Source organism: Levilactobacillus lindianensis (assembly GCF_003946095.1).
Classification (GTDB): Bacteria; Bacillota; Bacilli; order Lactobacillales; family Lactobacillaceae; genus Levilactobacillus; species Levilactobacillus lindianensis.
In genome coordinates this window covers 13,645-38,842 of sequence record NZ_RHOD01000006.1, presented here as the reverse complement: position 1 = coordinate 38,842, position 25,198 = coordinate 13,645, and the positions used below count along the sequence as shown (strand labels likewise).

18 protein-coding genes are annotated in these 25,198 nt (G+C 50.4%); 13 read left to right on the top strand and 5 right to left on the bottom strand.

Annotated elements, in window-relative coordinates; all coding sequences use genetic code 11:
• Nucleotides 1-58: 58 nt before the first annotated feature.
• The 3 genes from EKM70_RS03420 to EKM70_RS03410 are packed head-to-tail and all read left to right on the top strand — an operon-like array spanning nucleotide 59 to nucleotide 4,875.
• Nucleotides 59-1,282 (top strand): metallophosphoesterase family protein, encoded by a 1,224-nt coding sequence (locus EKM70_RS03420; RefSeq protein WP_125545275.1) that lies wholly within the window; start codon nucleotides 59-61, stop codon nucleotides 1,280-1,282.
• Nucleotides 1,272-3,899: an ATP-binding protein gene (locus tag EKM70_RS03415; RefSeq protein ID WP_125545273.1), complete on the top strand. Its 2,628-nt coding sequence runs from the start codon at nucleotides 1,272-1,274 to the stop codon at nucleotides 3,897-3,899. The genes EKM70_RS03420 and EKM70_RS03415 overlap by 11 nt, the downstream gene beginning before the upstream one ends.
• 10 nt (nucleotides 3,900-3,909) lie before the next feature.
• Entirely contained in the window at nucleotides 3,910-4,875 is a 966-nt protein-coding gene (locus EKM70_RS03410) for a 3'-5' exoribonuclease YhaM family protein (RefSeq protein WP_125545271.1), read from the top strand.
• 73 nt (nucleotides 4,876-4,948) lie between these two features.
• Here EKM70_RS03410 and EKM70_RS03405 read toward each other — a convergent pair whose 3' ends face one another.
• The 3 genes from EKM70_RS03405 to EKM70_RS03395 form a co-directional block, all read right to left on the bottom strand.
• The gene (locus tag EKM70_RS03405) at nucleotides 4,949-5,869 is read right to left on the bottom strand and encodes a peptidylprolyl isomerase PrsA (protein WP_125545269.1); all 921 of its coding nucleotides are present in this window, start codon (nucleotides 5,867-5,869) and stop codon (nucleotides 4,949-4,951) included.
• A gap of 112 nt (nucleotides 5,870-5,981) precedes the next feature.
• Nucleotides 5,982-6,302, bottom strand: a complete 321-nt coding sequence (locus EKM70_RS03400) for a hypothetical protein (protein WP_125545267.1) — start codon at nucleotides 6,300-6,302, stop codon at nucleotides 5,982-5,984.
• Between the two features lie 2 nt (nucleotides 6,303-6,304).
• Nucleotides 6,305-6,763 carry an HIT family protein gene (locus EKM70_RS03395; RefSeq protein WP_373875083.1) on the bottom strand — a complete coding sequence of 153 codons (459 nt, stop codon included), beginning with the start codon at nucleotides 6,761-6,763 and terminating at the stop codon, nucleotides 6,305-6,307.
• A 133-nt stretch (nucleotides 6,764-6,896) separates the two neighbouring features.
• Between EKM70_RS03395 and EKM70_RS03390 the strand changes: the two genes are divergently transcribed.
• The 6 genes from EKM70_RS03390 to pepF all read left to right on the top strand — a co-directional run bounded on the left by EKM70_RS03390 (nucleotide 6,897) and on the right by pepF (nucleotide 13,479).
• Nucleotides 6,897-7,631, top strand: coding sequence for an ABC transporter ATP-binding protein (locus tag EKM70_RS03390; protein WP_125545265.1), 735 nt, complete (start codon nucleotides 6,897-6,899; stop codon nucleotides 7,629-7,631).
• Nucleotides 7,628-8,854 carry an ABC transporter permease gene (locus tag EKM70_RS03385; protein ID WP_125545263.1) on the top strand — a complete coding sequence of 409 codons (1,227 nt, stop codon included), beginning with the start codon at nucleotides 7,628-7,630 and terminating at the stop codon, nucleotides 8,852-8,854. Before EKM70_RS03390 ends, EKM70_RS03385 begins: the two co-directional genes overlap by 4 nt.
• A gap of 58 nt (nucleotides 8,855-8,912) precedes the next feature.
• Nucleotides 8,913-9,704 (top strand): phosphotransferase family protein, encoded by a 792-nt coding sequence (locus tag EKM70_RS03380; RefSeq protein WP_125545261.1) that lies wholly within the window; start codon nucleotides 8,913-8,915, stop codon nucleotides 9,702-9,704.
• A gap of 60 nt (nucleotides 9,705-9,764) precedes the next feature.
• Nucleotides 9,765-10,412: a tRNA (guanosine(46)-N7)-methyltransferase TrmB gene (gene trmB, locus EKM70_RS03375; RefSeq protein ID WP_125545258.1), complete on the top strand. Its 648-nt coding sequence runs from the start codon at nucleotides 9,765-9,767 to the stop codon at nucleotides 10,410-10,412.
• A gap of 92 nt (nucleotides 10,413-10,504) precedes the next feature.
• Nucleotides 10,505-11,599 (top strand): competence protein CoiA, encoded by a 1,095-nt coding sequence (locus EKM70_RS03370; protein ID WP_125545256.1) that lies wholly within the window; start codon nucleotides 10,505-10,507, stop codon nucleotides 11,597-11,599.
• A 62-nt stretch (nucleotides 11,600-11,661) separates the two neighbouring features.
• A complete protein-coding gene (gene pepF, locus EKM70_RS03365; RefSeq protein WP_164506315.1) occupies nucleotides 11,662-13,479 on the top strand; it encodes an oligoendopeptidase F in 1,818 nt (605 codons plus the stop codon).
• A gap of 75 nt (nucleotides 13,480-13,554) precedes the next feature.
• On the opposite strand, the gene EKM70_RS03360 is transcribed toward pepF, so the two are convergent.
• Complete coding sequence (locus EKM70_RS03360; RefSeq protein WP_125545252.1) at nucleotides 13,555-14,415, bottom strand: DegV family protein; 861 nt, start codon at nucleotides 14,413-14,415, stop codon at nucleotides 13,555-13,557.
• A 118-nt stretch (nucleotides 14,416-14,533) separates the two neighbouring features.
• Nucleotides 14,534-15,184 (bottom strand): DsbA family protein, encoded by a 651-nt coding sequence (locus EKM70_RS03355; protein ID WP_125545250.1) that lies wholly within the window; start codon nucleotides 15,182-15,184, stop codon nucleotides 14,534-14,536.
• Nucleotides 15,185-15,501: 317 nt separating this feature from the next.
• Between EKM70_RS03355 and EKM70_RS03350 the strand changes: the two genes are divergently transcribed.
• The 4 genes from EKM70_RS03350 to EKM70_RS03335 all read left to right on the top strand — a co-directional run bounded on the left by EKM70_RS03350 (nucleotide 15,502) and on the right by EKM70_RS03335 (nucleotide 24,860).
• Nucleotides 15,502-16,164, top strand: coding sequence for a GTP pyrophosphokinase (locus tag EKM70_RS03350; protein WP_125545248.1), 663 nt, complete (start codon nucleotides 15,502-15,504; stop codon nucleotides 16,162-16,164).
• A 3-nt stretch (nucleotides 16,165-16,167) separates the two neighbouring features.
• A complete protein-coding gene (locus EKM70_RS03345; RefSeq protein WP_125545246.1) occupies nucleotides 16,168-16,968 on the top strand; it encodes an NAD kinase in 801 nt (266 codons plus the stop codon).
• Nucleotides 16,968-17,873 carry an RluA family pseudouridine synthase gene (locus EKM70_RS03340; RefSeq protein WP_125545244.1) on the top strand — a complete coding sequence of 302 codons (906 nt, stop codon included), beginning with the start codon at nucleotides 16,968-16,970 and terminating at the stop codon, nucleotides 17,871-17,873. Before EKM70_RS03345 ends, EKM70_RS03340 begins: the two co-directional genes overlap by 1 nt.
• A gap of 696 nt (nucleotides 17,874-18,569) precedes the next feature.
• Nucleotides 18,570-24,860 carry a KxYKxGKxW signal peptide domain-containing protein gene (locus EKM70_RS03335; RefSeq protein ID WP_225416371.1) on the top strand — a complete coding sequence of 2,097 codons (6,291 nt, stop codon included), beginning with the start codon at nucleotides 18,570-18,572 and terminating at the stop codon, nucleotides 24,858-24,860.
• Nucleotides 24,861-25,198 lie beyond the last annotated feature (338 nt).

Sequence of the window (25,198 nt, the reverse complement as noted above, 5' to 3'; positions counted from 1 at the left end):
TTGGAGGGTCGGTGCCGACGATTTTTTTAAACCGTCGTTTGGGGAGGGAACAGACAACATGAAATTTATTCACGCAGCGGATCTCCATTTAGATAGTCCCTTTCGGGGATTGCAAGATCTGCCTGCGTCACTATTGACGCAGATTCGAGAATCGACGTTTACGGCGGCGACTAAGGTTTTTGACCGGGCGTTGGCCGAGCAGGTGGACTTTGTCCTGTTAGCAGGGGATCTCTTCGATCGTGCGGAGCAGAGTGTGGCTGCTCAGGCCTATCTGATTGAACAGTTTGACCGCTTGGCCCAAGCGAAGATCCCAGTTATTCTGGGTTTTGGTAATCATGATTATCTGGCGGATCAGCATCTGTCGATTGCCTATCCGGATAATGTGACCGTACTGGGGCCGCAGGTGACGACCACGACACTCACACTGCAGGATGGCACGACGGTAGCTATTAGTGGCTTTAGTTATGATCAGCGTTGGGTGGACCGCGATCCACTAGGAGATTTCCCCGTACATGCCGCCACCGACTGGCATCTGGGGATGCTTCACGGGGCCGTGGCTACCGGTAGTGGCGATCACTATGCACCGTTTACGGTCGCAGAGCTGCTGGCCAAACGCTATGATTACTGGGCGTTGGGGCACATCCATCAGCGACAACGCCTAAATGAAAATCCACCAGTCTTGTATGCTGGTAACACTCAGGGCCGTGATCGCACGGAGACTGGTGATCGCGGGGCCTACCTGGTGACGAATCAGGACCATCGATTGGTTCCCGAGTTCTTCTCGACGGCTGCCTTGGTATGGACCAACCCGACCTTAGCCCTGACGACGCCCAATCCTACGCTGGCCGAGATTGGGGATTGCCTGACGACCTGGTTGAGCCGTGAACCGGCGATGACACCGGAGCTGGTAGTGCCGACCTTATCTTTGAATGGGGCACTTTCGGCTGCAGAACAGGCTCAGATTACCAGTGGTGACTGGCTGGCCCTGTTCCAGCGGACGCAACGGCGGGTGATGCAGGCGGTCAAAAGGGTTGTCGTGGCCTTACGCTGGGACTCACCAGTCGGGACTACGGCGGCTCCACAACTGGATACGCGCTATTGGTCAGTGGGTGCCGACCAAGTCTTTACGCCTGAGAATTTACAAGAACAGTTTGGCAAATTGGCTCAAGAACCGGCTTTGGCTGATTGGTTTGCAGACCCCAAGACGGCCGTAACCCTACGGGAGGAAGCCACAAAATTATTAGCTGCGTTAGCGGGAGAGGAGGATGATCATGCATCTTAACCGATTAACAATTTATGGATTCGGTCAATTTCACGATCGGACCTTCAACCTGCGTCCCGGTCTCTCTGTGTTTCTGGGGCCCAATGAGGCGGGAAAGTCGACCTTGACGCAGTTTATTAGCGCTATTCTCTTTGGTTTTCCTACAAAGAAGCATCCCACGCTACGGTATGAACCGTTGGATGGGAGCCGGTTTGGTGGTGAGATTGCCTTCACCCACGGTGGCCAGGATTATCTGGTCACCCGCGTCGATGGTCCTCGCGGGGGTAAGGTGACCCTACATAATACGACAAGTGACCTGAAGTTACCTGCCGAAAGCTTGCCTCATCTGCTGGCACCGATGGACGCGATCCTTTTTCAACAGGTTTATGCCATCAACGAGCCCCGGTTGGCTGCAGTCTTTACGACGTCTAAGCAGGAACTGGTGGCGCATTTGCGGCACGTTGGGGCCGTGGGAAGTGACTTCTGGTTGGATCAGGCCAGTCAATTGGATGAGGCAGCGAATGCCCGTTACAAGCCGCAGGGCCGTAATCCGGAGTTGAATCGCGACCTCCAAGAGTATCGAGATCTGCGTCTGAAATTGGAGCGGGCGAATGCGGCCTACCCGAAGTATTGGCGTCTGCTTGACCAACAGCGCCAACTGAATCAACATCAGGCTAGCTTGCGGACGCAGCTAGAGGCCGATCGGCAACAGGTGGCCATTGGCGAACAGCGTCTGGCAAAATGGCCCATCTATCAACAATGGGCGACATTGGCTACAGCGGCTGATCCGGTGCAAGCTGGGTTTGCCCCCGAAGATGCGGCGACCTTGGAACGGCTGGTCAACCAACAACGCGTGACGCAGGAAAGCCTGATCCATGATCAACAGGAACTGGCGGCCCAACGCCAGGCGGCTCAACTGACGCCGTTATTTCAACGCTACTTGGAGACGGCCGATCGCCTGGCACCTACACTGGCTGCCATTCCAGAAACTTTAGTGGCGAAGCACACGGCCGAACAGGCCCATGCTCAGCAGGCCGATCTTCAGGACCGCGCGGGGAGCATAGAACAACAGTATGCCCATCAGGGGCAGATGCCGCGAGCCTTCTCGTTGGCGACATTACAGGAGGTTAACCAGCTACGCCAAGATCTCACCACGGCGAATCAGAAGCGGCGCCGCCTGCAACAGAATCTAAATGACTTGAATGAACAGTTCCGCCAACAGCAACCAACGCGGCAACAACAGCGCAATCCCTTGGCGGATAAACAGATCGGTTGGTTAGCCGCCGGGTTGGTCGTACTGATTGGTTCATTATTTCTCCCCTCGGCCTTCCTTAAACTTGGTGGGGCCTTGGTCGGGGTAGCCGTTGGCTATTACGGGGCCTTCATCGTTTCGGGTGGAACCCCTGCTAGCCAGCAGACGGATGAGCTGGAAGCTGATATTCGTGACTTACAAGCACAGCTACGTGAGGGAACGAGTACCACGACCGAGTTGACCAATCGGCTGGATACCATCGGAGAGAGCCATGGTATGGCAGACATTCCTTTGGAGGAGTGGGCCACGGCGCAGGGAGTGATTGCGGAATGGGAACGCCTAACGCGGCAGTTAGAGAGCGTTACCACGGATCTCCAGACCGCTCAGCAGAAGGTGAAGACTTTCCAAACGACAGTGACGGCGCTACTCCCCGAGCTAGTCGACCAGCCGCTCCAAGACCAAGTGGACCAACTGACGGATTTGCAACGGCAACAACAGCGATTAGCAACCCGTGACAGTGACCTCAGTGCCTTAAGTGAGCGGGTTACCCGCGACCATACTAGGCTGAAGCAAGCAACCACGGCGGTCACAACCTTTCTGCAAACACGTAACGTGGCGGATGCGCAAGCCTTTTACCAGCAATATCGGAGCGTCCAGGAGCGAGATCAACGGCAACAACGCCGTGCCGATCTCGCACACCAGCTGGGAAAGACTGACTTAGCTGCCCTGCAAGGGGTGACCGATGAGGCAACACTCCAGGCGGCATTTGAGCGGGCCCGTCAGCGCTTGGCGGCAACGCAGGCCCAGTTGGATTCGGGTAACGAACGTCTGGCCACTTTGGCTGGCCAGATCGATCAATTAACTACGAGTGGAACCCAAGCGGTGTTGCGACAGAAGTTAGCTGATCTGGAGACTCGGATGATCGCAACCACCCAGCGGTGGCTAGTTGACCGGCTAGCTAGCCAGTGGATTGCCGCTGCATTGGCGGCGGCTTCCAGTGACCGATTGCCACAGATTGTCGCCAAAGCTAGTGAATTTTATGGCAAATTAACTGAAAACCGGTATACTGAAATTGAGTTAACGGAAACAACGTTGCGGGTTCGCCGCCACGATGGTGAGTGGCGCACAGTCAGTCAGTTGTCGCGAGGAACCGCGGAACAACTCGACTTTGCCGTCAAGTTGGCTTTTGCCATCGTGATGACACAACAGGTTCAGATGCCCGTGGTCATTGATGATGGTTTTGTGAACTTTGATGTGAAACGCCGCCGGCAGGCCTACCGATTACTTGATGAGATTAGTCGTGAGACTCAGGTGATTCTGATGACGGCGGATACTGCCGTGACCGAAAACGTTGCCGAACAACAGATTATCCAATTAGTGGACTAGGAGGGTTATTATGGCAGCAACCAAACAATTGATGGACTATGCCGTCGACGAGGCGGTTGACTTATTCGTTTTGCTAAAGTCAGCCGACGTGCGAACGGCTAAAAATGGGAAACAATACATTGCCATCGTGTTCGAAGATCGTTCCGGTGAAATCTCTGGGAAGTATTGGGATGCTTCGGAAGAAGACATTGCAAACTACGTCGCCGGGCGAGTCGTGCACTTGCAGGGAAAGCGGGAGAACTATCAGACGCATCCCCAGATCAAGATTTTCCATCTGCGACTCAGCAAGCCGGGCGAGCCAGCCGATCCCGAGGCTTTTATCGAGCAGGCACCCATGAATCGCAAAGAAATGGAAGACTACATTAATCAAACGATTTTTGAAATTACCCAACCAACTTGGAACCGATTGGTCCGCAAGCTGCTAGGGGAGTACCAGGAACAATTTTTCACCTACCCAGCAGCCAAGAGTAATCATCATGCCTTCAAGGGGGGCTTGGCCTTTCATACCATTTCCATTTTGAAATTAGCACATTCAGTGGTAGCACAGTATCCCGATCTCAACGGGCCACTGTTGTACGCGGGGGCCATTCTACATGACTTGGGCAAGACGATTGAATTATCCGGCCCCAAGTCGACGGTCTATACGCTGGCGGGCAATCTGATTGGGCACATCGTCTTGATCGATGGTGAGTTGGTTCGTGCTTGCGATCCTTTGAAGTTGGACCCGCAAGCCGAGGACGTGCTGCTCTTACGGCATATGATTCTGAGTCATCATGGGTTGCTGGAGTATGGGTCACCCGTACGGCCAGCCTTGCGTGAGGCGGACGTCTTACATCAACTCGATGAGCTTGATGCCTCAATCATGATGTTAGATACCGTGGTAGAACACACCGAGCCGGGTGAGTTTTCGGAACGGGTCTTTGCCATGGACGGTCGGCGTTTCTACCGACCGTCGACGGACAAGCCCGAAGAGTAGGGCATCATTAAATAGAAACTAAAAAAGACATCCGATTTCATTTCGAAATCGGATGTCTTTTAAGTTATGACGCTTACTTAGATGAAGATGAAGTCGTCGAAGTGCTGGAACTTGATGACAAGTAGTCAGCCAGGATGTTCTTCATGTCCTTATCCTTGATAGAAACGTCACCCTTCTTCAAGACCTTAGCAACCACGTTGTGCAGAATGGTTGAATCATTCATGTCATTGTCGATGATTTGCTTAGTCAATTCGGCCTTGTGTTCCTTGATAGTGCCCTTACCAGGGTTCTTCAACATCAAGATAACATGGTAACCGTATTGGGTCTTAACGGGAGTTGCCGTGTAATCGTTCGTGTTCAGCTTGAAGGCAGCCTTCTTAAAGGTTGAGTCCAAAGAAGTGTCGGTGCTATCGAAGGCACTTAACTTACCACCCTTGTTCTTGGTAGCAGTATCAGTAGAGTACTTCTTAGCAAGAGTAGTAAATTCGCTAGTCAAGTCGCTCTTCTTCGTGTCCTTCAACTTGTCGATAATCGTGTTAGCGGTCGACTTCTTGGAAACTAAGATGTGGGCAACCGTAACTTCTGGTTCGTAGCTCTTGAATTGCTTCTTAAGTTGCGCATCCGTTACCTTAACGTTGTCCTTTACGGCTTGCTTCAAAAGTAAGTTCGAACGGATTTCAGTCTTTAAGCTGGATTCCGTCATCCCACTTTGGGAAAGAACGCTCTTGAAGGATGAGCCATATTGTGCCTTGTATTGGTTAAATTGCTTGGTAACTTGAGACTTCTTAACCTTGTCACCGTATTGCTTTTCCAAGACCTTGTTTAAGATCATTTGTTGCAGAACTTGCTTACCAGAAGAAGTCCCTTTAAGACTGCTGTAGTAAGCACTTTCTGTGACCTTACCACCACTAGTAGTGGCAACGGTTTGGTTCCCACAACCAGCAAGTGTTACAGTCAGTAACACACCAGCGAGGGCGATTAACCATTTCTTCATATTGCTCAACACATCCATTCATCAAGATTGGTGTAAACACCATACTCAGACATCATAACACAAAAAAACGCAAACCCAAAAAGGTACGAGAAGCTTTACAAAAAGTTCAAATTTAGTCCTGTTCCCAACGATCCAACGTCTCTTGAATCACCGCAACACGGGGGGCAATCTTGAATTGAAACTTCTCAATGTCGTGCTGAATATCTTCCAGAGCAGGAGTGCTGGCTTCGACGGCCGCACCGAGCTTTTGAGCGCTCTCAGTCAAGCGTTCCTGAGCGTTCTGCGCCTCACTAGCCTTAGTTGCCGTGTGTTGGGCTTGCGCTTTCAGGTGTTTGGCCCACGTGATCGGGTCCTGTTTGGTTAAGGTAAGGTAAGCGGCCAAACCAACGCCGGTGGCAAGGGTGAGACCGCCAATGAATCGGCTAATTCCCATGGTTAATCCTCCAATTGTTCCTTAATTTTAGCTTGAATGACGCCATATGAAGCTGGGGTGAAGTTTGCCGCGTTATCCTTGAAGATCATCTTGAAGTCATCGTGATCCGTGTAGCGTGGAATCAGGTGGAAGTGGGAGTGGAGAACGGACTGGTAGGCCACTTCACCGTTGTTATTGACAATGTTCATCCCCAAAATCGTGGGATCGGCAGCCTTGATGGCCCGAGCAATCTTGGGAATCCGGGTGAAGACAGCGGCAGCCAGGTCTTCGTCATAGGCAAAGATGTCTTGCACGTGGGTCTTAGGAATGACCAGTGTGTGGCCGGGGGTGCCTTGGGAGATGTCCAAAAAGGCCTTCACAATGTTATCCTCATAAACGGTATAACTGGGAATGTCGCCCTTTAAGATCTTGCAAAAAACACAATCATCATCGTAATGTGGTTCTAACGTCATAGTCGCCATTAAATCTCCTTCTTTCACTGTAGTTCTTTCATTATACACCAGCAATCACTGCTGTTTCATCCCAACCGTTCGTTTGTCGGGTCGCCTATGGTATAATGGTGCGGTTAAATTATGAAGAAATGAAGGGATGTTTATGGCTTTAGAAGTCAGCCATGTTGTGGGAGGTTACTCCCAAATTCCCGTCTTAAAAGATATTAGTTTTGATGTTAAGGACGGCGAATTGGTAGGCTTGATCGGATTAAATGGTGCCGGGAAGTCCACCACGATTAACCACGTCATTGGCCTGTTAACGCCTCATCAGGGGACGATTACCCTGAATGGGGTGACCATTGATCAGGATAGTCAGGCTTACAAGCAGCAGATTGCCTATATTCCTGAAACCCCAGTTTTGTATCAGGAACTGACCCTAAGAGAACACCTTGAGGTCACCATGATGGCCTATGATTTGGATCATGAAAAGGCCTGGGCCACGGCGCACAAGCTCTTGAAGACATTTCGTTTAGATAATAAGCTGGATTGGTTCCCCGCGAACTTTTCCAAGGGGATGAAGCAAAAGGTCATGATCGTCTGTGCCTTTTTGACGCCAGCCAAACTCTTTATCATTGACGAACCCTTCCTGGGACTGGACCCATTGGCCGTTAATGACCTCCTGAATCTGATTGAGGAACGTAAGCGTCAGGGAGCTAGCATCTTGATGTCCACCCACGTCTTGGATACAGCCCAGCGATACTGTGATCGCTTCGTGTTGCTCCACGATGGTCAGGTGAAGACTGAAGGAACCCTCAGCGAATTACAAGCCGCTCTTCCGGAAGCGGGGGAATCACTGAACGATATCTACCTTTCGATGACGAAGGTTGATCGCTCATGACCGGTTTATTTAAGACTCGGCTGCAGCGCCATCTCCGGGAAATGGCGAAGTATCTACGGCTGGTTTTCAATGACTTCTTCGTTTTCGCGTTACTATTCTTCCTCGGTGGTTTGGGACTCGGCTATTCCAATGTGCTGAAACAGCTCCACGGTCACGAATGGTGGGCCCCACTGGTTGCCTTGCTGGTGCTGACCATTGTGGCCCAGATTGGCCGATTGGCGACCCTCATTGAGGATGCCGACCGTGTCTTCTTACTTCCTAAGGAGCGGGCCATGCACGCCTATCTGGTTGCCGCACGGCGGTACAGCCAGGTGATTGCACAAGCTACTCAGGTCATCGCGATCTTCCTCTTGTCACCATTTTTAGCGGTGACTCTCGGGTGGACGGTGACACCCGTGTTATTCCTCTTGATTACGCAGGTAGCCTTAAAGGATACCCTGCTGCGGTTGGACCTTGCCAGTGCCTATCAGGTTACCGGGCAGACACGGATGAATCGGTGGCCCGTCAAATGGGGACTGAGTCTCATTGTGTTAGCTTGTGGCCTGTGGCTGACGCCGATTGTGGCTCTGGTTTTGGCCATTGTGGCTGATGTTGCGGTCGCTATTTGGTTCCAACGACATTGGCAAACGCAACAGATTCGTTGGCGAGAACAGATTAAGATTGAGGATAACCGGATGCTCGGCATTTACCGGTTCTTCAACATGTTTACCGAAGTACCGATGTTATCTGGAACCATCAAACGTCGTCGCTATCTCGATGGCCTTTTCCAGTTGATTAAACCGGCGCATGACCAAACCTACCTCTATTTGTTTAGTCGGGGGATGGCCCGGGGGACCGAGTTCAGTGGCCTGATTGTCCGACTGACGGTGATTGGCATGCTGTTGTTGTACTTTATTCGAGGTGAGTGGCTACCCGTGATCCTTGCGGCGCTCTTCATCTATCTGATTGGATTTCAACTCTTGCCATTCTTCCACCAATACGATGATATTGTCTTCACCCACGTCTATCCGGTAGCGGGTGCCCAACGGTTGAAGAGTTTCGTGACCCTGATGACTTTGATCCTCAGTGTGACGGCAGTCCTGTTGTGGATCGTCGTCGTGGTGGCCAACCAGCAGCTCTTGCCAGCGGCAGTGACGTTAATTGTTGAGGTGCTCGAAGTTTGGTATCTGGCACGGATCTATACACCGCAACGTTTGAAGCGGTCGGCCGAAAATAGGGGTTGACGCGGCCTCGATTTCCCAATAGAATTAATAATAGCTGACAAATCGAGGAGGGGTGGACATGGCACTGGACATAAGTGACGGCTGGAGTCTGTATCCGCTGGGCGGTAATACCGGCACAGCGTATATGGGGACTAAAGCCTCACAAAAGGTGTTTCTAAAACAGAATGCATCACCATTTCTGGCTGCACTCTCCATGGAAGGTATTACACCGCGGTTAGTGTGGACGAAACGCTTGGCATCTGGGGACGTCATGACCGCTCAGGAATGGTTGAATGGCCGGACACTGCATCGTGAGGAAATGCGCGAGCAACGCGTGGCTCGGTTATTGCACCGCGTACACCATTCCCATTTATTACATGATATGTTATTAAAAGTCGGCGGACGTTTCACCACGCCCGCCCAGCTATTGACACACTTGCAACCGGCGTTGGCTTTGGATTTACGGCGTCATCCGTTAATCCAATCGGCCTTTGCTGCCTTGCAGAGTGAACAGCCACAGCTGCCCAAGACCCGTTATGAAGTTTGTCATGGTGATTTAAATCATAAGAATTGGTTGTTGTCCGATCGCAGTCGCCTCTATCTGGTGGACTGGGATGCAGCAACTTTTGCCGATCCAGCGCTGGACCTTGGGGCGTTACTCTGTGAGTATGTGCCCGTCGAGGAATGGCAACGTTGGTTACAGGACTACGGCGAACGGGTGACCCCGGACTTAACGGCTCGGGTGAACTGGTATGCCAGAGTTCATTGCTTGACCGTCATTGCGGAAAGCTATCATCAACAACGGTTCCAGATCATGAATCAACATTTAATTTTACTCGAACGACTGACTCGAGAGGCAGTCACAGACTGAGTTTTTGGCGGGAGCGAGGATAACCTTGCGCCCGCCGTTGTCATTAAAGGAGGATATACGATGCGTGTACGTAATAAGCCGTGGGCGAAGGATTATTTGGCCGATCACCCCGATCAAATGGTGGAAACGCCAGAAGCTCTGATGGGCAACTGGCAGAGTCGCTTTCCTAAAGACCAACCCCTGAATGTTGAAATTGGGACGGGGAAGGGCCAATTCATTGTTGAAATGGCGCGACAACACCCTGACCAGAACTTTATTGGAATTGAAATTCAGATGTCAGTGATTGCGGCAGCACTGAAGAAGGTTGTTGCCAGTGAGCTGACCAATATTCAAATGGTTCGGACGGATGGCGAGGCTATCAATACTTTCTTCGCTAAAGGTGAGATTACGAATATTTATCTTAATTTCTCCGATCCTTGGCCTAAGACACGGCACGCTAAGCGGCGGTTGACATCCCCCGTCTTCTTGGCCCACTATGCAGACGTTTTAGCAGAAGGTGGCCAGATTCAATTTAAGACCGATAATCGTGGGCTCTTCGAATATTCCCTGTGGAGCTTAAACAACTTCCCAATGGTGTTCGATGGGGTCTGGCTGGATCTTCATGCCGCAACTGATGGCGTCGAAGATATTCAAACTGAATATGAACAGAAGTTTTCGGCTAAGGGGCCCATCTACCAGGTGATCGCCCACTTTCCAACCGAAGCCTAAGCGACAAAGTTAGGTCATCATGACCTAACTTTTTATTTTGGCTAAAATTTTTGCCCCTTAATCACGGAATTAGCTGGTAAGGGGGTGAGGTTGTGTTGATTGCATGGCGTGCAGGAAAGCTAATCGATGCCAGTGGTGCGGACCGAGAGCCGGATTATCAGTGTCCGGCCTGTCATCAGCGCGTGGTTTTGCATCGGGGGCGAGTGGTACCGCCGTATTTTGCACATCAGACTCTGGGGGACTGCGCTGTAGCGACGGAGGGTGAATCGTTACAGCACGTTTTGGGGAAACGTCAGTTGGCCACATTCTTTACCGCGTGGGGGGTGCCGACGCTGGAGAAAATCTTGCCGACGATTGACCAGCGTGCGGATTGCTGGCTTGATCGTGGTGATCGTCAACCGGTAGCCCTTGAGTTTCAGTGCAGTCCCATCGGTCGTGATCAGGTGGCTACCCGAACGACAGGGTATCAGGGGATGGCTGTGTTTCCTTGCTGGATTTTAGGCGAGCGCTATCAACGCCAACACTTGAATTGGGGGCTAGTCGACCGATTTGCTTGGCGGATGCCGGGTTGGGGACTGTGTCTTCTTTTCTGGGATGTGTCTCAACAACGGTTACGGCTAGATCATCACTTGCAACAGACAGCGGTCGGAAAAATTGTCGCGACGACCAGTTGGCTAACTGCCGTGGATGACTTACGCCGACCACGACAACCAGCACCCCAACCACCGGTGGACCTGACGACTTATCGACGAAAATTGACACTGGACCTATTGCGCGGCAATACTGGACTTCGCCTCATTCAAGAGGCGCTCTACCTATTGGGAAAGAACCTACCGGGATTTCCCCCAGTTTTGAGCACGACACGAGGCTATTTGCCGATCTTTGGTCGAGGACCGATTCTCTGGCGGGTTGTCGTGGGAGCGTGGATCTTTTCACGGCAGACACAGTGGACCGTGTCTGCTCTCTGGCAGTTGGCCTGTGAAGGCTTAGCCTTAGTAGGCGGCCACTGTGCGGGTGGCATTCGGTTCAGCGGAAGAGCAGCACTGCGTTTGGCGCTGAACGACCTCCTGGCGGACTTGGTGACAGCCCACTACCTGCATCGAACCACCACTGGTTGGCAGGTCGCGGTGAAGCCAACGTGGTCTCAAGACGGTCGAAAATGGTTAGAAAATAATGAGAGAAAATAAGTTGCGGTCGCCAAACGTCGCGGTAAAAGTGTTAAACTATCTATATGTAAAATTAAAGGAGGATGAGGATAGTGAAACAAATTCCCGAACGCTCAGCGGTTCCAACGGCATTGACCTGGGACCTGACGACGATTTATCCCGATGATAGTGGGTTTGATCAGGCGGTAGCCGCGGTCAAGGCTCAAGCCCAAAAGGTGGCCCAGCTTCAAGGCAAACTGGCCACGAGTGGCGAACAACTTTACCAGGTGACAACGGCTATCTTCGATCTCAATCGACAGCTAGAGCGGCTATACGTTTACGCCTCCCTTAAGAATGATCAAGATACCAGTAATGCCCATGCCCAGGATCTCTCGGGTCAAGCTGAAAGCCTGGTTGCAACGGTAGCTGCGGCGACATCTTGGTATGAACCGGAAGTCCTGGGACTCGAACCAGCAGCCTTACAGAGCTTGATTGATGCTGAACCACGGTTAGCTGATTATCAGCATGTCTTCGATGTGTTGGGCCAACGGCGTGACCACACCTTATCAGCACCGGAAGAAAAATTGTTAGCCGGTGCGGGGGATATCTTCGGGGCTTCTGCTAAGACCTACAGTGTTTTGAGTGATGCTGACCTTCAATTCCCAGTCGTTCAGGATGAGGAGGGTCACGATGTCCGCTTGTCCGAAGGCCTCTATGGCGTTCTGCTGCAGTCGACCACGCCTAAGGTTCGAGAACAAGCTTTTAAGGCCCTGTATAGCGTCTATCAGCAGTTCCGGCATACCTTTGCCTCGACCTTAGCTAGTGAGGTTAAAACCCACAATTATACGGCTCAGGTCCGGCATTACGGGTCGGCTCGTGAAGCGGCCATGAGTAGCAATGAGATTCCAGCGGTGGTCTACGACACCCTGGTGAAGACCGTTAACCAGCATCTGAATTCACTGCACCAGTACGTGGGATTACGTAAGGAGATTTTGGGCTTACCAGAACTCCATATGTATGATCTCTATACGCCAATTACGGGAGAACCTAGCCTGAAGTACACTTATCCTGAAGCCCAACAAGAAGCTTTGAAGGCCTTGTCCGTATTAGGTCCAGACTATGTGGCTAATGTGCAGAAGATGTTTGATACCCGGGCCATCGATGTCGTGGAAAACAAAGGTAAGCGAACTGGGGCCTACTCCGGTGGGATGTATGATACGAAGCCCTATATTCTTCTAAACTGGCAGGACAGCCTGGAGAGTCTCTTTACCTTGGTTCACGAAATGGGTCACAGCATGCATAGTCATTACACACGATCCAACCAGCCCTATCAGTATGGGGACTATTCGATCTTTGTGGCTGAAATTGCCTCAACAACTAATGAAAACTTATTAACGGACTATCTGTTGAAGACTCAAACCGATCCTCATGTTCGGGCTTATGTCTTGAATCATTATCTGGATGGGTTCAAGGGGACTGTTTACCGTCAGACCCAGTTTGCCGAATTTGAAGACTACATTCACACCCAAGCGGCAGCTAGTCAGTCATTGACGGCTGATTTCATGAGCAAATTCTATGGTGACTTGAACGCCCGCTACTATGGGGACAATGTCATTTCCGATCCGCAGATTGCTGACGAGTGGACCCGGATTCCACATTTCTACTACAACTATTATGTTTACCAATATTCAACTGGGTTTGCAGCAGCGACCACCTTGTCACAACGCATCTTGAGTGGTGATCCTGCTAAGCGTGAGGCTTACTTGAATTACCTGAAGTCTGGGGACTCTGCTTCACCACTTGAAGTGATGAAGCGTGCCGGGGTCGATATGACTCAACCTGACTATCTCGATCGGGCCTTTAAGACCTTCGACGAACGGTTAGCCGAGTTTACCCAACTCGCTCGTGAGTTAAAAGAATAAATTGATGTGTGAAAAAAGCTTTGGCTAACTGCCAAAGCTTTTTTTATAGAATCATCCGTTGATTGTTTAATGAGTTTAAATGGATTGCCAGTCTTGTTGCCAAAAGATACCCATCGTCTTTTCTCCCGTGTGAACACTGATGGCGGGGCCGAGTTGACTCTGGCTCACGCGAATCTGCGGGAAGAGGGTGTGGAGGTCGGTGACCCACTGGCGTGCAAGCTCGGGGTCGTTGGCATCGATGACCGTGGCGTGCATGGGATAGTCCGTGGTGGCAAGTTCTTTACCGAGGGCTGCGGTCATGTAATGAAAGGCCTTCTTCATGGTCCGCTCCTTACCGATAGCCACAATTTTTCCCTCTTGATCAAAGGTCAGAAGGGGTTTGATATTGAGGAGATTGCCAATCATGGCCGAACGATTACTCAGACGACCCGTTCGTGCCAGGTGGCTGAGATTATCCACAGCGAAGTACACTTGTTGCGTATCGCGAAGGTGCTCAAGTTGGGGCACGATTTGTTCACCGGTCTGGCCAGCCTGGATGAGTTTACCCGCTAGCAGGCAGAGGTTAGCCTCACCTGCACTGGCTACCAGGGAGTCTACTGGAAAAATCTTGGCCTTGGTGTAGTCTCGACAGAAGACCCGCAGATTATTCATGAAGGAGGTGATTCCGCTGGAGAGATGAATTGAGATGATTTCATCAAATCCAGCGGCCGCCAAACGATCGTAGGCCTCTTCGATTTGGCCTAAGGAGACTTGTGCAGTCGTAGGGAGCTCCTGATCACTCTTCAGATAATCGTAAAAGGTTTGGCGACTCAGTTTCGATTCCGGGTACTGATGGCCTCCTAAAATGACCGTGATGGGGAGCACGGTAATGGGGTTGGCTGCAATTTGGTCAGCGGTGAGGTACGCTGCGGTATCGGTGACAATGGCTGTTGGCATAGGAGTTGCTCCTTTTCCCAAAATTAATGGCTCAATCATACCATAATCCAGACACAATACCAGCCATGCAGGATCAAAAAAGCCAAGCTAAGTTAGCTTGACTTTTAGGTAAAACGATTTATAACACTCGTAAATGAGGATGCAATCCCCCGGTAAGTGATGAGGGCGTTTGGTTATTAGTCGGGTAATTAGGTTCACCCATTAACATCTCTTTCGTCGCAACACCCTGGCTCTCGCAAACGTCACACAGTGAGTCGTAGGTGACGTCATTTAGAAGCAACCCGTATTGGGAAACATCACAATTGAAGATGACAGCAGAAGAAGACTGTTGAATTTTCATTTCGGCAGCTAACTTCTGGTCGGTCTTAAACGCTTGTTTGGCAAGATCAGACTGACAATCTTCGTTAAACATATCGAGGTCGAGCCGGCAATCCTTCGCCAATTCTAAGGCCAACTCTTGCGAGAAGGACTCATGATGGCTGACGACAGCGGTTTGCATGTTCAAGAGGAAATCGCGGCCTTTCCGCTTCCCTTGGAATAGGGCGGCTTTATAGGCTAAGATTGCCTGGTAATACACGCTGAAGGAGGCATTCCGTTCGGCCAATGTTGGCCGCTTAGGTAAAGCCTGTTCAATAATCTGCTGATTGAGTAAGGGCACAAATTGAAATGAGACCTTGCTATTAAGATGATCGGCCAACTTCATAATGTTACGCTCGGAACGCATACAGCGAGCGCCTAATGGGTTGACGAACAAATAGACTTCTAACACATTGCTTCCTCCTATAATTTGTCCTCGTTGGCAATCAGCAAGGGTCGCCAAACAAAAAGTAACAATAGCACTACTTTAGCAAAATTTCAAAAAATAGCAATCCGGAACATTTGTTTGAGATAAAAACCGTCCATTTAAAACGCACCCTAATCATGCAACATTTTTCGACTTAGGTAAAGCTAAACGCCTCGTGAACCGGGAAGTTAGGGGTGGAAAAAATTACGCGTCTCAAATAGAAGGTAATTAGTCTCGGTAAACCGTGAAATATGGTAAAATTTAAGGATGAGACGTGCAAACAAGGTTGGGGGAAAGTCATCATGATAGCAAATTGGGATCAATTTTTATTACCCTATCAACAAGCTGTGAGTGAGTTGAAAGTTAAACTCCGCGGCATTCGAAAGCAATTTGAAAACCAAAATCAACGGCCACCCATTGAATTCGTTACGGGTCGGGTGAAGCCAGTGGCAAGCATCAAGGAAAAGATGACGCGCCGGCACGTCGCTGAGGAGCGCCTCGAGAAGGATATGCAGGACATTGCGGGCTTACGAATCATGTGCCAATTTGTTGAGGATATCTATCAAGTCGTCGATCTTCTCCGCCAGCGTACCGACCTCACGATTTTGGAAGAACGGGACTACATTCATAACGAAAAGCCCAGTGGCTATCGGTCCTATCACATTGTGATTGAGTATCCGGTACAATTGGTCACGGGAGAAAAGAAGATTTTAGCAGAGATTCAAGTGCGGACATTAGCCATGAATTTTTGGGCGACAATTGAGCATTCATTGAATTACAAGTACCAAGGTGACTTTCCGGAACAACTCAGTCAACGGCTACAGCGGGCTGCGGAAGCCGCATTTAAGCTAGACACGGAAATGTCAGAAATTCGAGAAGAAATCCAGGAAGCCCAACACTACACCCCCAAGAGTGGGGGACAGCCAGGGACGCCACCGGAACGTTCTCAAGATAAGGAAGATTAGCGCATGAAGGTTTCAATTTTTGGGAATAATGGGCCGGCCTCGATGAAGGTTGCCCGGGCGTTAAAGGCCGGGCTCACGGCGGCGGGCATCACTATTGATAGCCTCGATCCCGATATTGTCGTGACCGTTGGCGGGGATGGGACGTTGCTTTCAGCCTTTCACCACTACAACGATCGGCTAGATCACGTGCGCTTTGTCGGGATTCATACTGGCCACCTGGGGTTCTATACGGACTGGCGCGATTACGAAGTTCAAGAACTCATTAAGAGCCTGATCCAAGACAACGGGCAAAGTGTCAGTTACCCCTTGTTGAACATCAAGGTTGAATATGCGGATGGTACCCATCCAGACGAGGCGCTGGCTCTGAATGAGTCCACGATCAAGAAGGTTTCGGGAACCATGGTGGCCGATGTTTACATTAAAGGTGAACTCTTTGAAAGCTTCCGAGGAGACGGCCTGTGCCTGTCGACGCCGACTGGATCGACCGCCTATAACAAGTCTGTTGGGGGGGCTGTGCTTAGCCCACACTTCGATGCTGTCCAAATGGCCGAGATTGCCTCAATTAACAATCTGGTCTTCCGGACACTGGGATCACCGCTGATTATTCCCGCAGATGAGTGGGTTCGAATCGAACCCACTGCCGCCACAGATAATATTTTGATGTGTGATCAGCTAGCTATTGAGGGCCGGCCAATCAAGGCCATTACTTACCAGATCGCTAAACAGCGGATCTCTTTTGCTGAGTATCGGCACACCCATTTCTGGCAACGGGTCGAGTCGTCCTTCATTGGGAGGGACCGCTAATGACCAGTTTTGCTTGGCGGGTTACAGGAACCGCACCGATCCATGTTCGAACGGTTCTAATGGCCCATGGTGTCACCCGAACCTTTCTGAAACGCGTCAAGTTTCATGGCGGCGTGGTTAGTCTGGACGGTCGTGAGGTTCGCGTAATTGAGATGGCTCAGCCTGGCCAGATTGTGGGGCTGACACTACCGCCAGAACCCACGAATCCCCATGTTTCGCCATCTTTTAAGCCTTTAGCAATCTTATACGAAGATGATCACTTCCTGGTGGTGAATAAGCCGGCTGGCATGGCCTCTGTGCCGTCTCACATCTATTCGGAGGATACCTTGGCTAATCGTGTGAAAGGGCACCTAATGACGATTCAGGCCCCTAGTACGGTGACACACATCGTGACCCGACTGGATCGGGAGACCAGTGGCGTCGTGATATTTGCCAAACATCACTTTGCGCATTCGGTATTGGATAAACAGCTAAAATTGAAAACGTTAGATAAGCGTTACATTGCAGTGGCCTCGGGCGCATTTGCTCAGGACCACTTAGTGATTGAAGCGCCGATTGGTCGAGCAGCCGATTCGTTTGTCAAACGGACCGTTCGGCCAGATGGCCGCCAGGCGAAGACAGAGCTCTGGGTGCGTGCGCGATCCAAGTCGGCCAGTCTGTTGGCCCTCAAGCTACATACCGGTCGGACACATCAGATTCGAGTCCATTGCGAGGCTGTAGGGCATCCCCTGATTGGCGACTGGTTGTATGGTCGGCAGACCAATCCCTGGATTCACCGACAGGCCCTCCATTGTGCCCGGGTAAGCTTCTATGAACCCTTCATTGACCAGCAGATTGTCTGTTTTGCCCCGCTATCTAGTGATATGGCTTGTGTGATTGAAAATGAAATTTTAAAGCAGAAATAAAGATGAACCGACTTCGTAAGCAAATACGACGTCGGTTTTTTTCGCAAAAATTTGATTTTAAGCTGTTACACAATTAAGTAAGTGTGGTCAATTTATAATCTTAAGGTAATCGTTTATATAATTATAAACAAATTTATCGTAAAAATAAGTTCCTATGGCCTTCATTAACACTGCACATATTAGCAATGGTGTGAGTAAAGTCTCATTAAAAACAAATTTAACAAAGCGTTTCAATTTTCAAGACGAAAGTAAGTTGACTTTAACTGCTAAAAATCAGTGAGCAAGTGATAAATGCTTTCTAAATTTACGAACTGTACAAATACGTTGCTGCATAAGCGTTTATGCAACTGATGGTCGCAGTTTTAAATCTGTTTTTACAAGTGAAATGCATACATCCAACAGCTTAAGGGTGTCGTTCGAACATAATTTGAACCTTCTAATCTTAGGACCCTGCATAGTCAATTATAAGTTTAAATTAAGCTTTCAAATAGTACGTATAGTAAAGTTGTGCTATGATGATTCTCGAATGGGAAGTGGTTTATAGGGGGGCTCCTTTTTGGAGACATAAGTATAGACCATACACGGTTATTTCGGTCGAGCGACGTTGAAATCGCTTACAAATCCGGAGGCCCTTCTCGTTATTAAAGTTTAGGAACTGAGTCACAGTTGAAGGAGGACGACTTAAAAGTGAAATTTATGCGGAAACAAGCTTTTAGAGGCGATCCTAAATTACGATATAAGATGTTCAAGGCAGGGAAGACTTGGGTCTTCGCTGCTATGGCATCCTTTTCGCTTTTAGGGGCGGGCCAGTTAACTGCCAGTGCGGATACCACCAGTACAGTTGATAAGACCCAAAGTGCCCAAGTTAGGACAACAAGTTCAGGAGATTCATCGGCAACCTCGGAGGCGGAGAAATCAGCCTCGGATGCTACCGATGAAAGTAGTCGTGTTACAGATGACCAGGTCGCTGCAGCTAATAAAGCTGTGGTAGAAGCGACGAGCGCCAGTGACGATCTCGATACTTCAGCTGATTCAAGCTCAAGTGTAGACACTAGTTCAGCCGCCAGCAGTTCAGCACAAAAATCAGAAAAGGCCACGAGTACTAGTGCCGTTGCAACCAGCAGTGCGGAAGCCACGAGTGCCAGTACAGACATTTCAGCAAGCCAGGTAAATAAGCTGGCTGAAACAGCTGGAACTGATATTACGTTAAATGTTGCGGTAACCTCGTCAGTTAACAAGGTTGCGGTAACCAAGAAGGCCAATGTTTCACGAATGACCTTCTATACCTCATCAGATGAAGTCGCCAATTCAGCAGGTGACAGTAGCGCAGCTGTGGCAGCTTCAGCCGCAGCCAAAGCCGCAGCGAAGGCTGCCAGTGCAGCTTCTAGCTACGATAAGTTAGTTTCGACGGCCGCAACTAAGGCAGCCAACAGTGCGGCCAAGAGTGCTTATGCCGAAACCGACCAAGCTTACAAATTTGCCGATTACTATAATAGTTTAGCGAACATGTACCTCGATGCTTTGAACTCACAAGTTGGGGGCGCGGATGCCGGGATCAAGTACGGTGAAGCCAGTTCCTCAGCGAACTATTTTGCCAAAGAAGCCCAGTCCTATGCCGAGACAACTTCTAGCTACGCCAGCATGGGGAGTTCCGCCGCGGCCATTGGGATTAAAGACATGGTAAGTTCATATGCTAGCATGGTTCACAGCCTAGCTAGCGCGGCATCAAATGCTGCCGCTGAAGCTTCAGCAGCAGCTAATGAAGCTTACTTAGCGACACAATATGATAAAAATAACTCCGCAGCGTTGTCTGCCGCATCATCGGCCAACGTTGCCTTCGAGAATGCTAAATCAGCAGCCAAAACGGCCGTTAATTTAGCCAATGACGCCGATTCTTACTACGTGACGGCAACGTCTGCTGCCGCTTCCGGTAATTATGAAGCGGCAAGTACGGCATTAGTGGCTTCGACTACGTTGGCGGAAGAGACGGCGACAGCAAATAACAATGCTGCCAATGCTTTCCGTGACAGTGCGAAGTCCTATGCCAGTGCAGCGGTCAGCATCTCTATCGGGGATGCCGCTTCGGATGCCGCTTCTAAGGCTAGTGCCGCGGCTTCATCTGCTAGTGCTGCCTCGAGTTACGCCAATGCGGCTTCCGGTTACCATGGGGATCAATCGAGTTCCTATGCTGCCGCCGCTAGCAGTGCTGCAGTGACGGCTGCCAATGCCGCTGCTACTGCCGATTCAGCTGCTAAAGCAGCCAAGACTGCCGCAACACCTAAGGAAGCCAGTTCGTTAGCAGTTCAAGCATCCTCAGCCGCGGTAGTTGCCGCAACGGCCGCCAGTGATGCTGCTAAGGCAGCTTCTTTAGCTGTTCAATTCGATACCAACGTGGAAAATAATGCGACGGATGATCAGGGTGGTATTTCAACTGATTTCGATGTTGATAAGTCTGCGATTGATGTTGGTCAAAGTATCACGTTGACCGCGACAATCGGTGATTTCACCATACTTTCCGGAAGTGCAACTTACGTTTGGTACGTGTCAACCGATGGCAAGACGTGGAAACAAGCCACGGATCCGACAACTGTTTCGGAGAAGAATGCTTCCGTCACCTTAACGCCAAATGCCGCCGGAACGTATTACTACCAATATGTTGCTTCTGGTAAAAAGGGTATGTTGGGTACCGGTGGTTCATTTAAGAAAGCAAGTAACGTTCTGACGGTTGTTGTGACCGATGCCAAGGGAACTTACACGGACCAAGCCAAGAAGGCCGCTAGCTTAGCCGCAAGTTATGCTAAGCAAGCCGATACACAGGCTACTGCGGTCAGCGAAGCTGTCATTACCATGAACTCCTTAGCTGACTTCGAACCTGATGAAATGGTTTCCGGGAAGGTCTACGCGACTGCTGCCGCCGCCGCTTCTAAGAGCGCCGCATCGTATGCCGCTGAAGCCGCTACGGAAGCCAAATCGGCCGCTGCCGCCCAAAGCGCTGCTGCAACTTTAGAAGCAGCTGGGGACTACAGTGGTGCTAGCTCAGCAGCCCTAGTTGCCGCCGCAAGTGCTGAAAAAGTTTCATCTTACAGTGTCTTGGCTAGCTCAGCTGCAGCCTTAGCCCGTGAAAACGTGGATAATGCGCTGTCAGAAGCTGCCCGGATTACACAGGATGCAACTATTGGAAGTTACTTGAAAGATAGTTACGCTGCAACCGCTGCCTCAACGGCGAGTGTCGCGGCTTCATTAGCAACCGAAGCTGCAACCCACGCCCAAGATGCCAACAACGCTTATAACAATGTGCCGGAATTCAATTCTGGTGCAACGATTGCCAACTCAATGGCAGCTAGTGCAGCTGCTAAGACCGCTTCGTATGCAGCTAAGGCGCAACAATACGCAACGTCGGCAGCCAACGCTAAGGATTACACGGCAGCCTCTGGGGCAGCCAAGGATGCGGCGTCAAACCTGATCCTGGCTGAATCCGAATCGGTGGAAGCTTCTAGTGCCGCTAGTGACGCAACGAAGATCATCGTGGATGCCCAGTCGTCTCACGTTTCCGAAGTTGCTTCTGCAGCCAATGCTGCCAATGCTTTAGCCACTCAAGCCGCTACTTTAGCCGCCAGTGTTGCAACCTCATTATCAAGTAGCATCAAGGCGAATACGAGTTTAGGTGCTTCATATGTCGCGGATACTCAGGAATACGCACAGGCTGCTGAATTAGCTGCAGCATCCGGGGATAGCGCAGCCTTTGCCGCTAACAGTTACATGACCCAAGCCTCTTCAGCAGTTAGCGCTGGAGACTTCATCGCGGCCAGCTCATTTGCTGCCGCTGCCAGCACCGCTTTGGCAGATGCCAATTCATATGCTGCCGCAGCAACGGTTTCTGCTTCATCCGGTACGGAAGCCGCATCATACGCGGTTAACTATTCCAACGACACGAGTTCTTACAAGAAGAAGCCTTCCGGAAATGCCACGATGATTTGGGGAATTCCAATCACCAACGGCTATACCCAACAACCAGCAACGATGACGTCAACGAAGCAAGGTCAAACCTTTACTTTAACTGGGACTTCACGGCTGGGGATTATCAACCTGGCAGCGATTACGACTAGTGTGACCTGGTATGTTCAGGTTAACGGTAAGTGGATGACCACCGACGATGCTGTTTCTCAAGGTTACTTGGAAAGTGCTACCGCGGAAAACAACGCTGGGTGGGGGATGAAGATGTCCACCGCCAGCACGTTGACTGTGAAGACCAACGATACTTTCAAGGGGACATTGCTATTCCAGATGTACTCTGATTATGGAATTTTAATTGGGGCTCAGCTGTACAGTAACTTAGCTGAAGTTGATGTCTATGACAAAGAAATTCCAGCTACTGGGATCACGATCAGTGGGGACAATTACCTGTTGAACTCTGACCCAGGGACTTATGTTGCGACAACCAATCCAACGAACTCCACGAGTAATATTACTTGGAGCAGTAGTGATGAAAGTATCGCTACGGTTAACAACGCCGGGGTTGTTACGGCAACTTCCACAAATGCACGGGGAACCGTGACGATTACAGCTACGGTAACGAACGCCGATGGGACAACCTATTCTGATTCCAAGGTTATCCAAGTGGGTAACGGACTTGAAGACCAGGCAGTTGATGCCGGGAACTCCGTCACTTTCCAACCAGATGCTGGTGCGGGTAACACTGGGGATGCTTCCAAGATTACTTACCAGTGGTACTACTCAACAACTGCTGATGGAACTGACATTGTGAAGTTGGATGGTCAAACGGAAGATACGCTTAATTTATCCGATGTAAAGACTTCGCAAGCCGGTTACTACTTCTTGAGAATTACGGCTAAGACGACTCTGGGAACGACGGTTACCGTCGACTTAGGACGTGCCTACCTGACGGTTAACGCCGTGGATAGTGACGATGCTTCTAACGCAGCTTTAGCCGCAGCTTCAGAAGCGGCCGATGCTGAAGAGTATGCAAAATTGGCTAGCTCATATGCTGATGTTGCTAATAAGTATGCCACTGCTAATACGTCGAATGCTGAAATTGCAGATGCTGCTTCTAACGCGGCGTCCGCAGCGTCCGCAGCCAGTTCAGCTTTAGCCGCAGCTTCAACGGCACAATCAAATGCTGAGGCAGCACAATCCGAAGCAAACGCAGCACAGAACGTGGCCGGCGATAACGCCGCTGCTAAGTCTGCCGCTGAGAAGGCAAAAGCTGCAGCGGATGAAGCCAAAGCAGCTAAGGATAGTGCCGCATCTGCAGCCAGTGATGCTAAATACTGGGCGGGTGTAGCCGCAGCAATTGACGACAACTCCGATTCGGATAGTGATTCTGATTCCGACAGTGACTCAGATTCGGACAGTTATTCTGATTCGGACTCAGATAGTGATTCGGACTCAGATAGCGACTCTGATTCGGATAGTGACTCAGACTCAGACAGCGATTCCGATTCCGACAGTGATTCGGACTCGGATAGTGACTCTGATTCCGATAGCGATTCGGACTCGGATAGCGATTCAGACTCCGACAGTGACTCGGATTCAGATAGCGACTCTGATTCCGACAGCGACTCTGATTCCGACAGTGACTCTGATTCAGATAGCGATTCAGACTCCGACAGTGATTCGGACTCAGATAGTGACTCTGACTCAGATAGTGATTCCGATTCCGACAGTGACTCTGATTCAGATAGCGATTCGGATTCCGACAGTGACTCTGATTCCGACAGCGACTCCGATTCCGACAGTGACTCTGATTCCGACAGCGACTCCGATTCCGATAGCGATTCGGATTCCGACAGCGACTCTGACTCGGACAGCGATTCCGATTCCGACAGTGATTCCGATTCAGATAGTGACTCGGATTCTGACAGCGATTCGGACTCCGACAGTGACTCGGATTCTGACAGCGATTCGGACTCCGACAGTGACTCTGATTCAGATAGCGAGTCCGATTCCGACAGTGATTCGGACTCGGATAGCGACTCTGATTCAGATAGCGACTCTGATTCCGACAGCGACTCTGATTCCGACAGTGACTCTGATTCCGACAGTGACTCAGACTCAGATAGCGATTCTGATTCAGATAGTGATTCCGATTCCGACAGTGACTCTGATTCGGATAGTGACTCGGACTCAGACAGCGACTCAGATAGCGATTCGGATTCCGATAGTGACTCGGACTCTGACAGTGATTCCGACTCTGACAGTGATTCCGACTCTGACAGTGATTCCGACTCTGACAGCGATTCCGATTCAGATAGCGACTCTGATTCCGACAGTGACTCTGATTCCGACAGTGATTCCGATTCCGACAGTGACTCTGATTCCGACAGCGATTCCGATTCCGACAGTGATTCCGATTCCGACAGTGATTCGGATTCCGACAGCGACTCAGACTCTGACAGTGACTCAGACTCGGATAGTGACTCCGATTCCGACAGTGATTCTGACTCAGACAGTGACTCAGATAACGATTCTGATGGGAATGCTGGAAACGGTGGAAATGGCGGGAACGGTGGTTCCGGTTCAGGCTCAGGTTCAGGTTCTGGTTCCGGCATGGGTAACGGCAGTGGCACAAATGGTGGTTCGAACAATGGCACGGGTTCTGGTACCAATGTTTCGGGCACTGCAGGTGGCACGGCAACCACGTTGGGTTACGCCGGTGATGCGGCTCAAGGCCAAGCAGCACCAGTTGACTTGACGGCCGCTGGAACAACTGGTATCTCCGATGATGCGAGTCATGACGATTCGGACAAGCAAAACAAGTCAGGGGACGCCAAGACTAGTGATGGTAGCGATGTCCAGCACTCTGGTAACTCTGCCGATGCAACACCAACGACTGATAACAATGAGGACAATCACACCACACTCTGGGGTGCAATCATCGCAGCGATTGCTGCCGCAACGGGTGGTTCATGGTGGTTCTTCGGTCGCAAGCACCGTCAAAATGGCAGTGACGATGATCACACGGTTTAGTAACACAATGAACAAAGTGTAACGGCAACGTTACATGAGCGGATCCCCACAGGTCAAACTGTGGGGATTCATACATAGGTCGAGGCTATTAATCGACAATACGCGAAAGAAATAGTATTATTAGTTTATAGTGAATGAGATTTAGTTAGACTAATTTTCTATTGGGCTTTCACGTAAAACACTAAGGATTTATGGGGGCGTGAAATTAGATGAAAAAGGCTTTAATTAAGCGTTTGAAAGGGGAATTAATTAACCGCGGTAATCTTCAGAATCGCGTAACGGGGCAATCCACGTTGGTGGTGTCTATTTCCGATAAAAGGCATCGTGCGGCCGTGACG

Excerpts from the sequence above, each read along its gene's own strand:
- EKM70_RS03345 (WP_125545246.1), top strand. The coding sequence starts at position 16,168 with ATGAAGGTTTCAATTTTTGGGAATAATGGGCCGGCCTCGATGAAGGTT.
- EKM70_RS03340 (WP_125545244.1), top strand. The coding sequence starts at position 16,968 with ATGACCAGTTTTGCTTGGCGGGTTACAGGAACCGCACCGATCCATGTT.
- pepF (WP_164506315.1), top strand. The coding sequence starts at position 11,662 with ATGAGGATAGTGAAACAAATTCCCGAACGCTCAGCGGTTCCAACGGCA.
- EKM70_RS03390 (WP_125545265.1), top strand. The coding sequence starts at position 6,897 with ATGGCTTTAGAAGTCAGCCATGTTGTGGGAGGTTACTCCCAAATTCCC.
- EKM70_RS03350 (WP_125545248.1), top strand. The coding sequence starts at position 15,502 with ATGATAGCAAATTGGGATCAATTTTTATTACCCTATCAACAAGCTGTG.
- EKM70_RS03420 (WP_125545275.1), top strand. The coding sequence starts at position 59 with ATGAAATTTATTCACGCAGCGGATCTCCATTTAGATAGTCCCTTTCGG.
- EKM70_RS03405 (WP_125545269.1), bottom strand. The coding sequence starts at position 5,869 with ATGAAGAAATGGTTAATCGCCCTCGCTGGTGTGTTACTGACTGTAACA.
- EKM70_RS03395 (WP_373875083.1), bottom strand. The coding sequence starts at position 6,763 with ATGGCGACTATGACGTTAGAACCACATTACGATGATGATTGTGTTTTT.
- EKM70_RS03335 (WP_225416371.1), top strand. The coding sequence starts at position 18,570 with ATGCGGAAACAAGCTTTTAGAGGCGATCCTAAATTACGATATAAGATG.
- trmB (WP_125545258.1), top strand. The coding sequence starts at position 9,765 with ATGCGTGTACGTAATAAGCCGTGGGCGAAGGATTATTTGGCCGATCAC.
- EKM70_RS03360 (WP_125545252.1), bottom strand. The coding sequence starts at position 14,415 with ATGCCAACAGCCATTGTCACCGATACCGCAGCGTACCTCACCGCTGAC.
- EKM70_RS03400 (WP_125545267.1), bottom strand. The coding sequence starts at position 6,302 with ATGGGAATTAGCCGATTCATTGGCGGTCTCACCCTTGCCACCGGCGTT.
- EKM70_RS03380 (WP_125545261.1), top strand. The coding sequence starts at position 8,913 with ATGGCACTGGACATAAGTGACGGCTGGAGTCTGTATCCGCTGGGCGGT.
- EKM70_RS03415 (WP_125545273.1), top strand. The coding sequence starts at position 1,272 with ATGCATCTTAACCGATTAACAATTTATGGATTCGGTCAATTTCACGAT.
- EKM70_RS03410 (WP_125545271.1), top strand. The coding sequence starts at position 3,910 with ATGGCAGCAACCAAACAATTGATGGACTATGCCGTCGACGAGGCGGTT.
- EKM70_RS03385 (WP_125545263.1), top strand. The coding sequence starts at position 7,628 with ATGACCGGTTTATTTAAGACTCGGCTGCAGCGCCATCTCCGGGAAATG.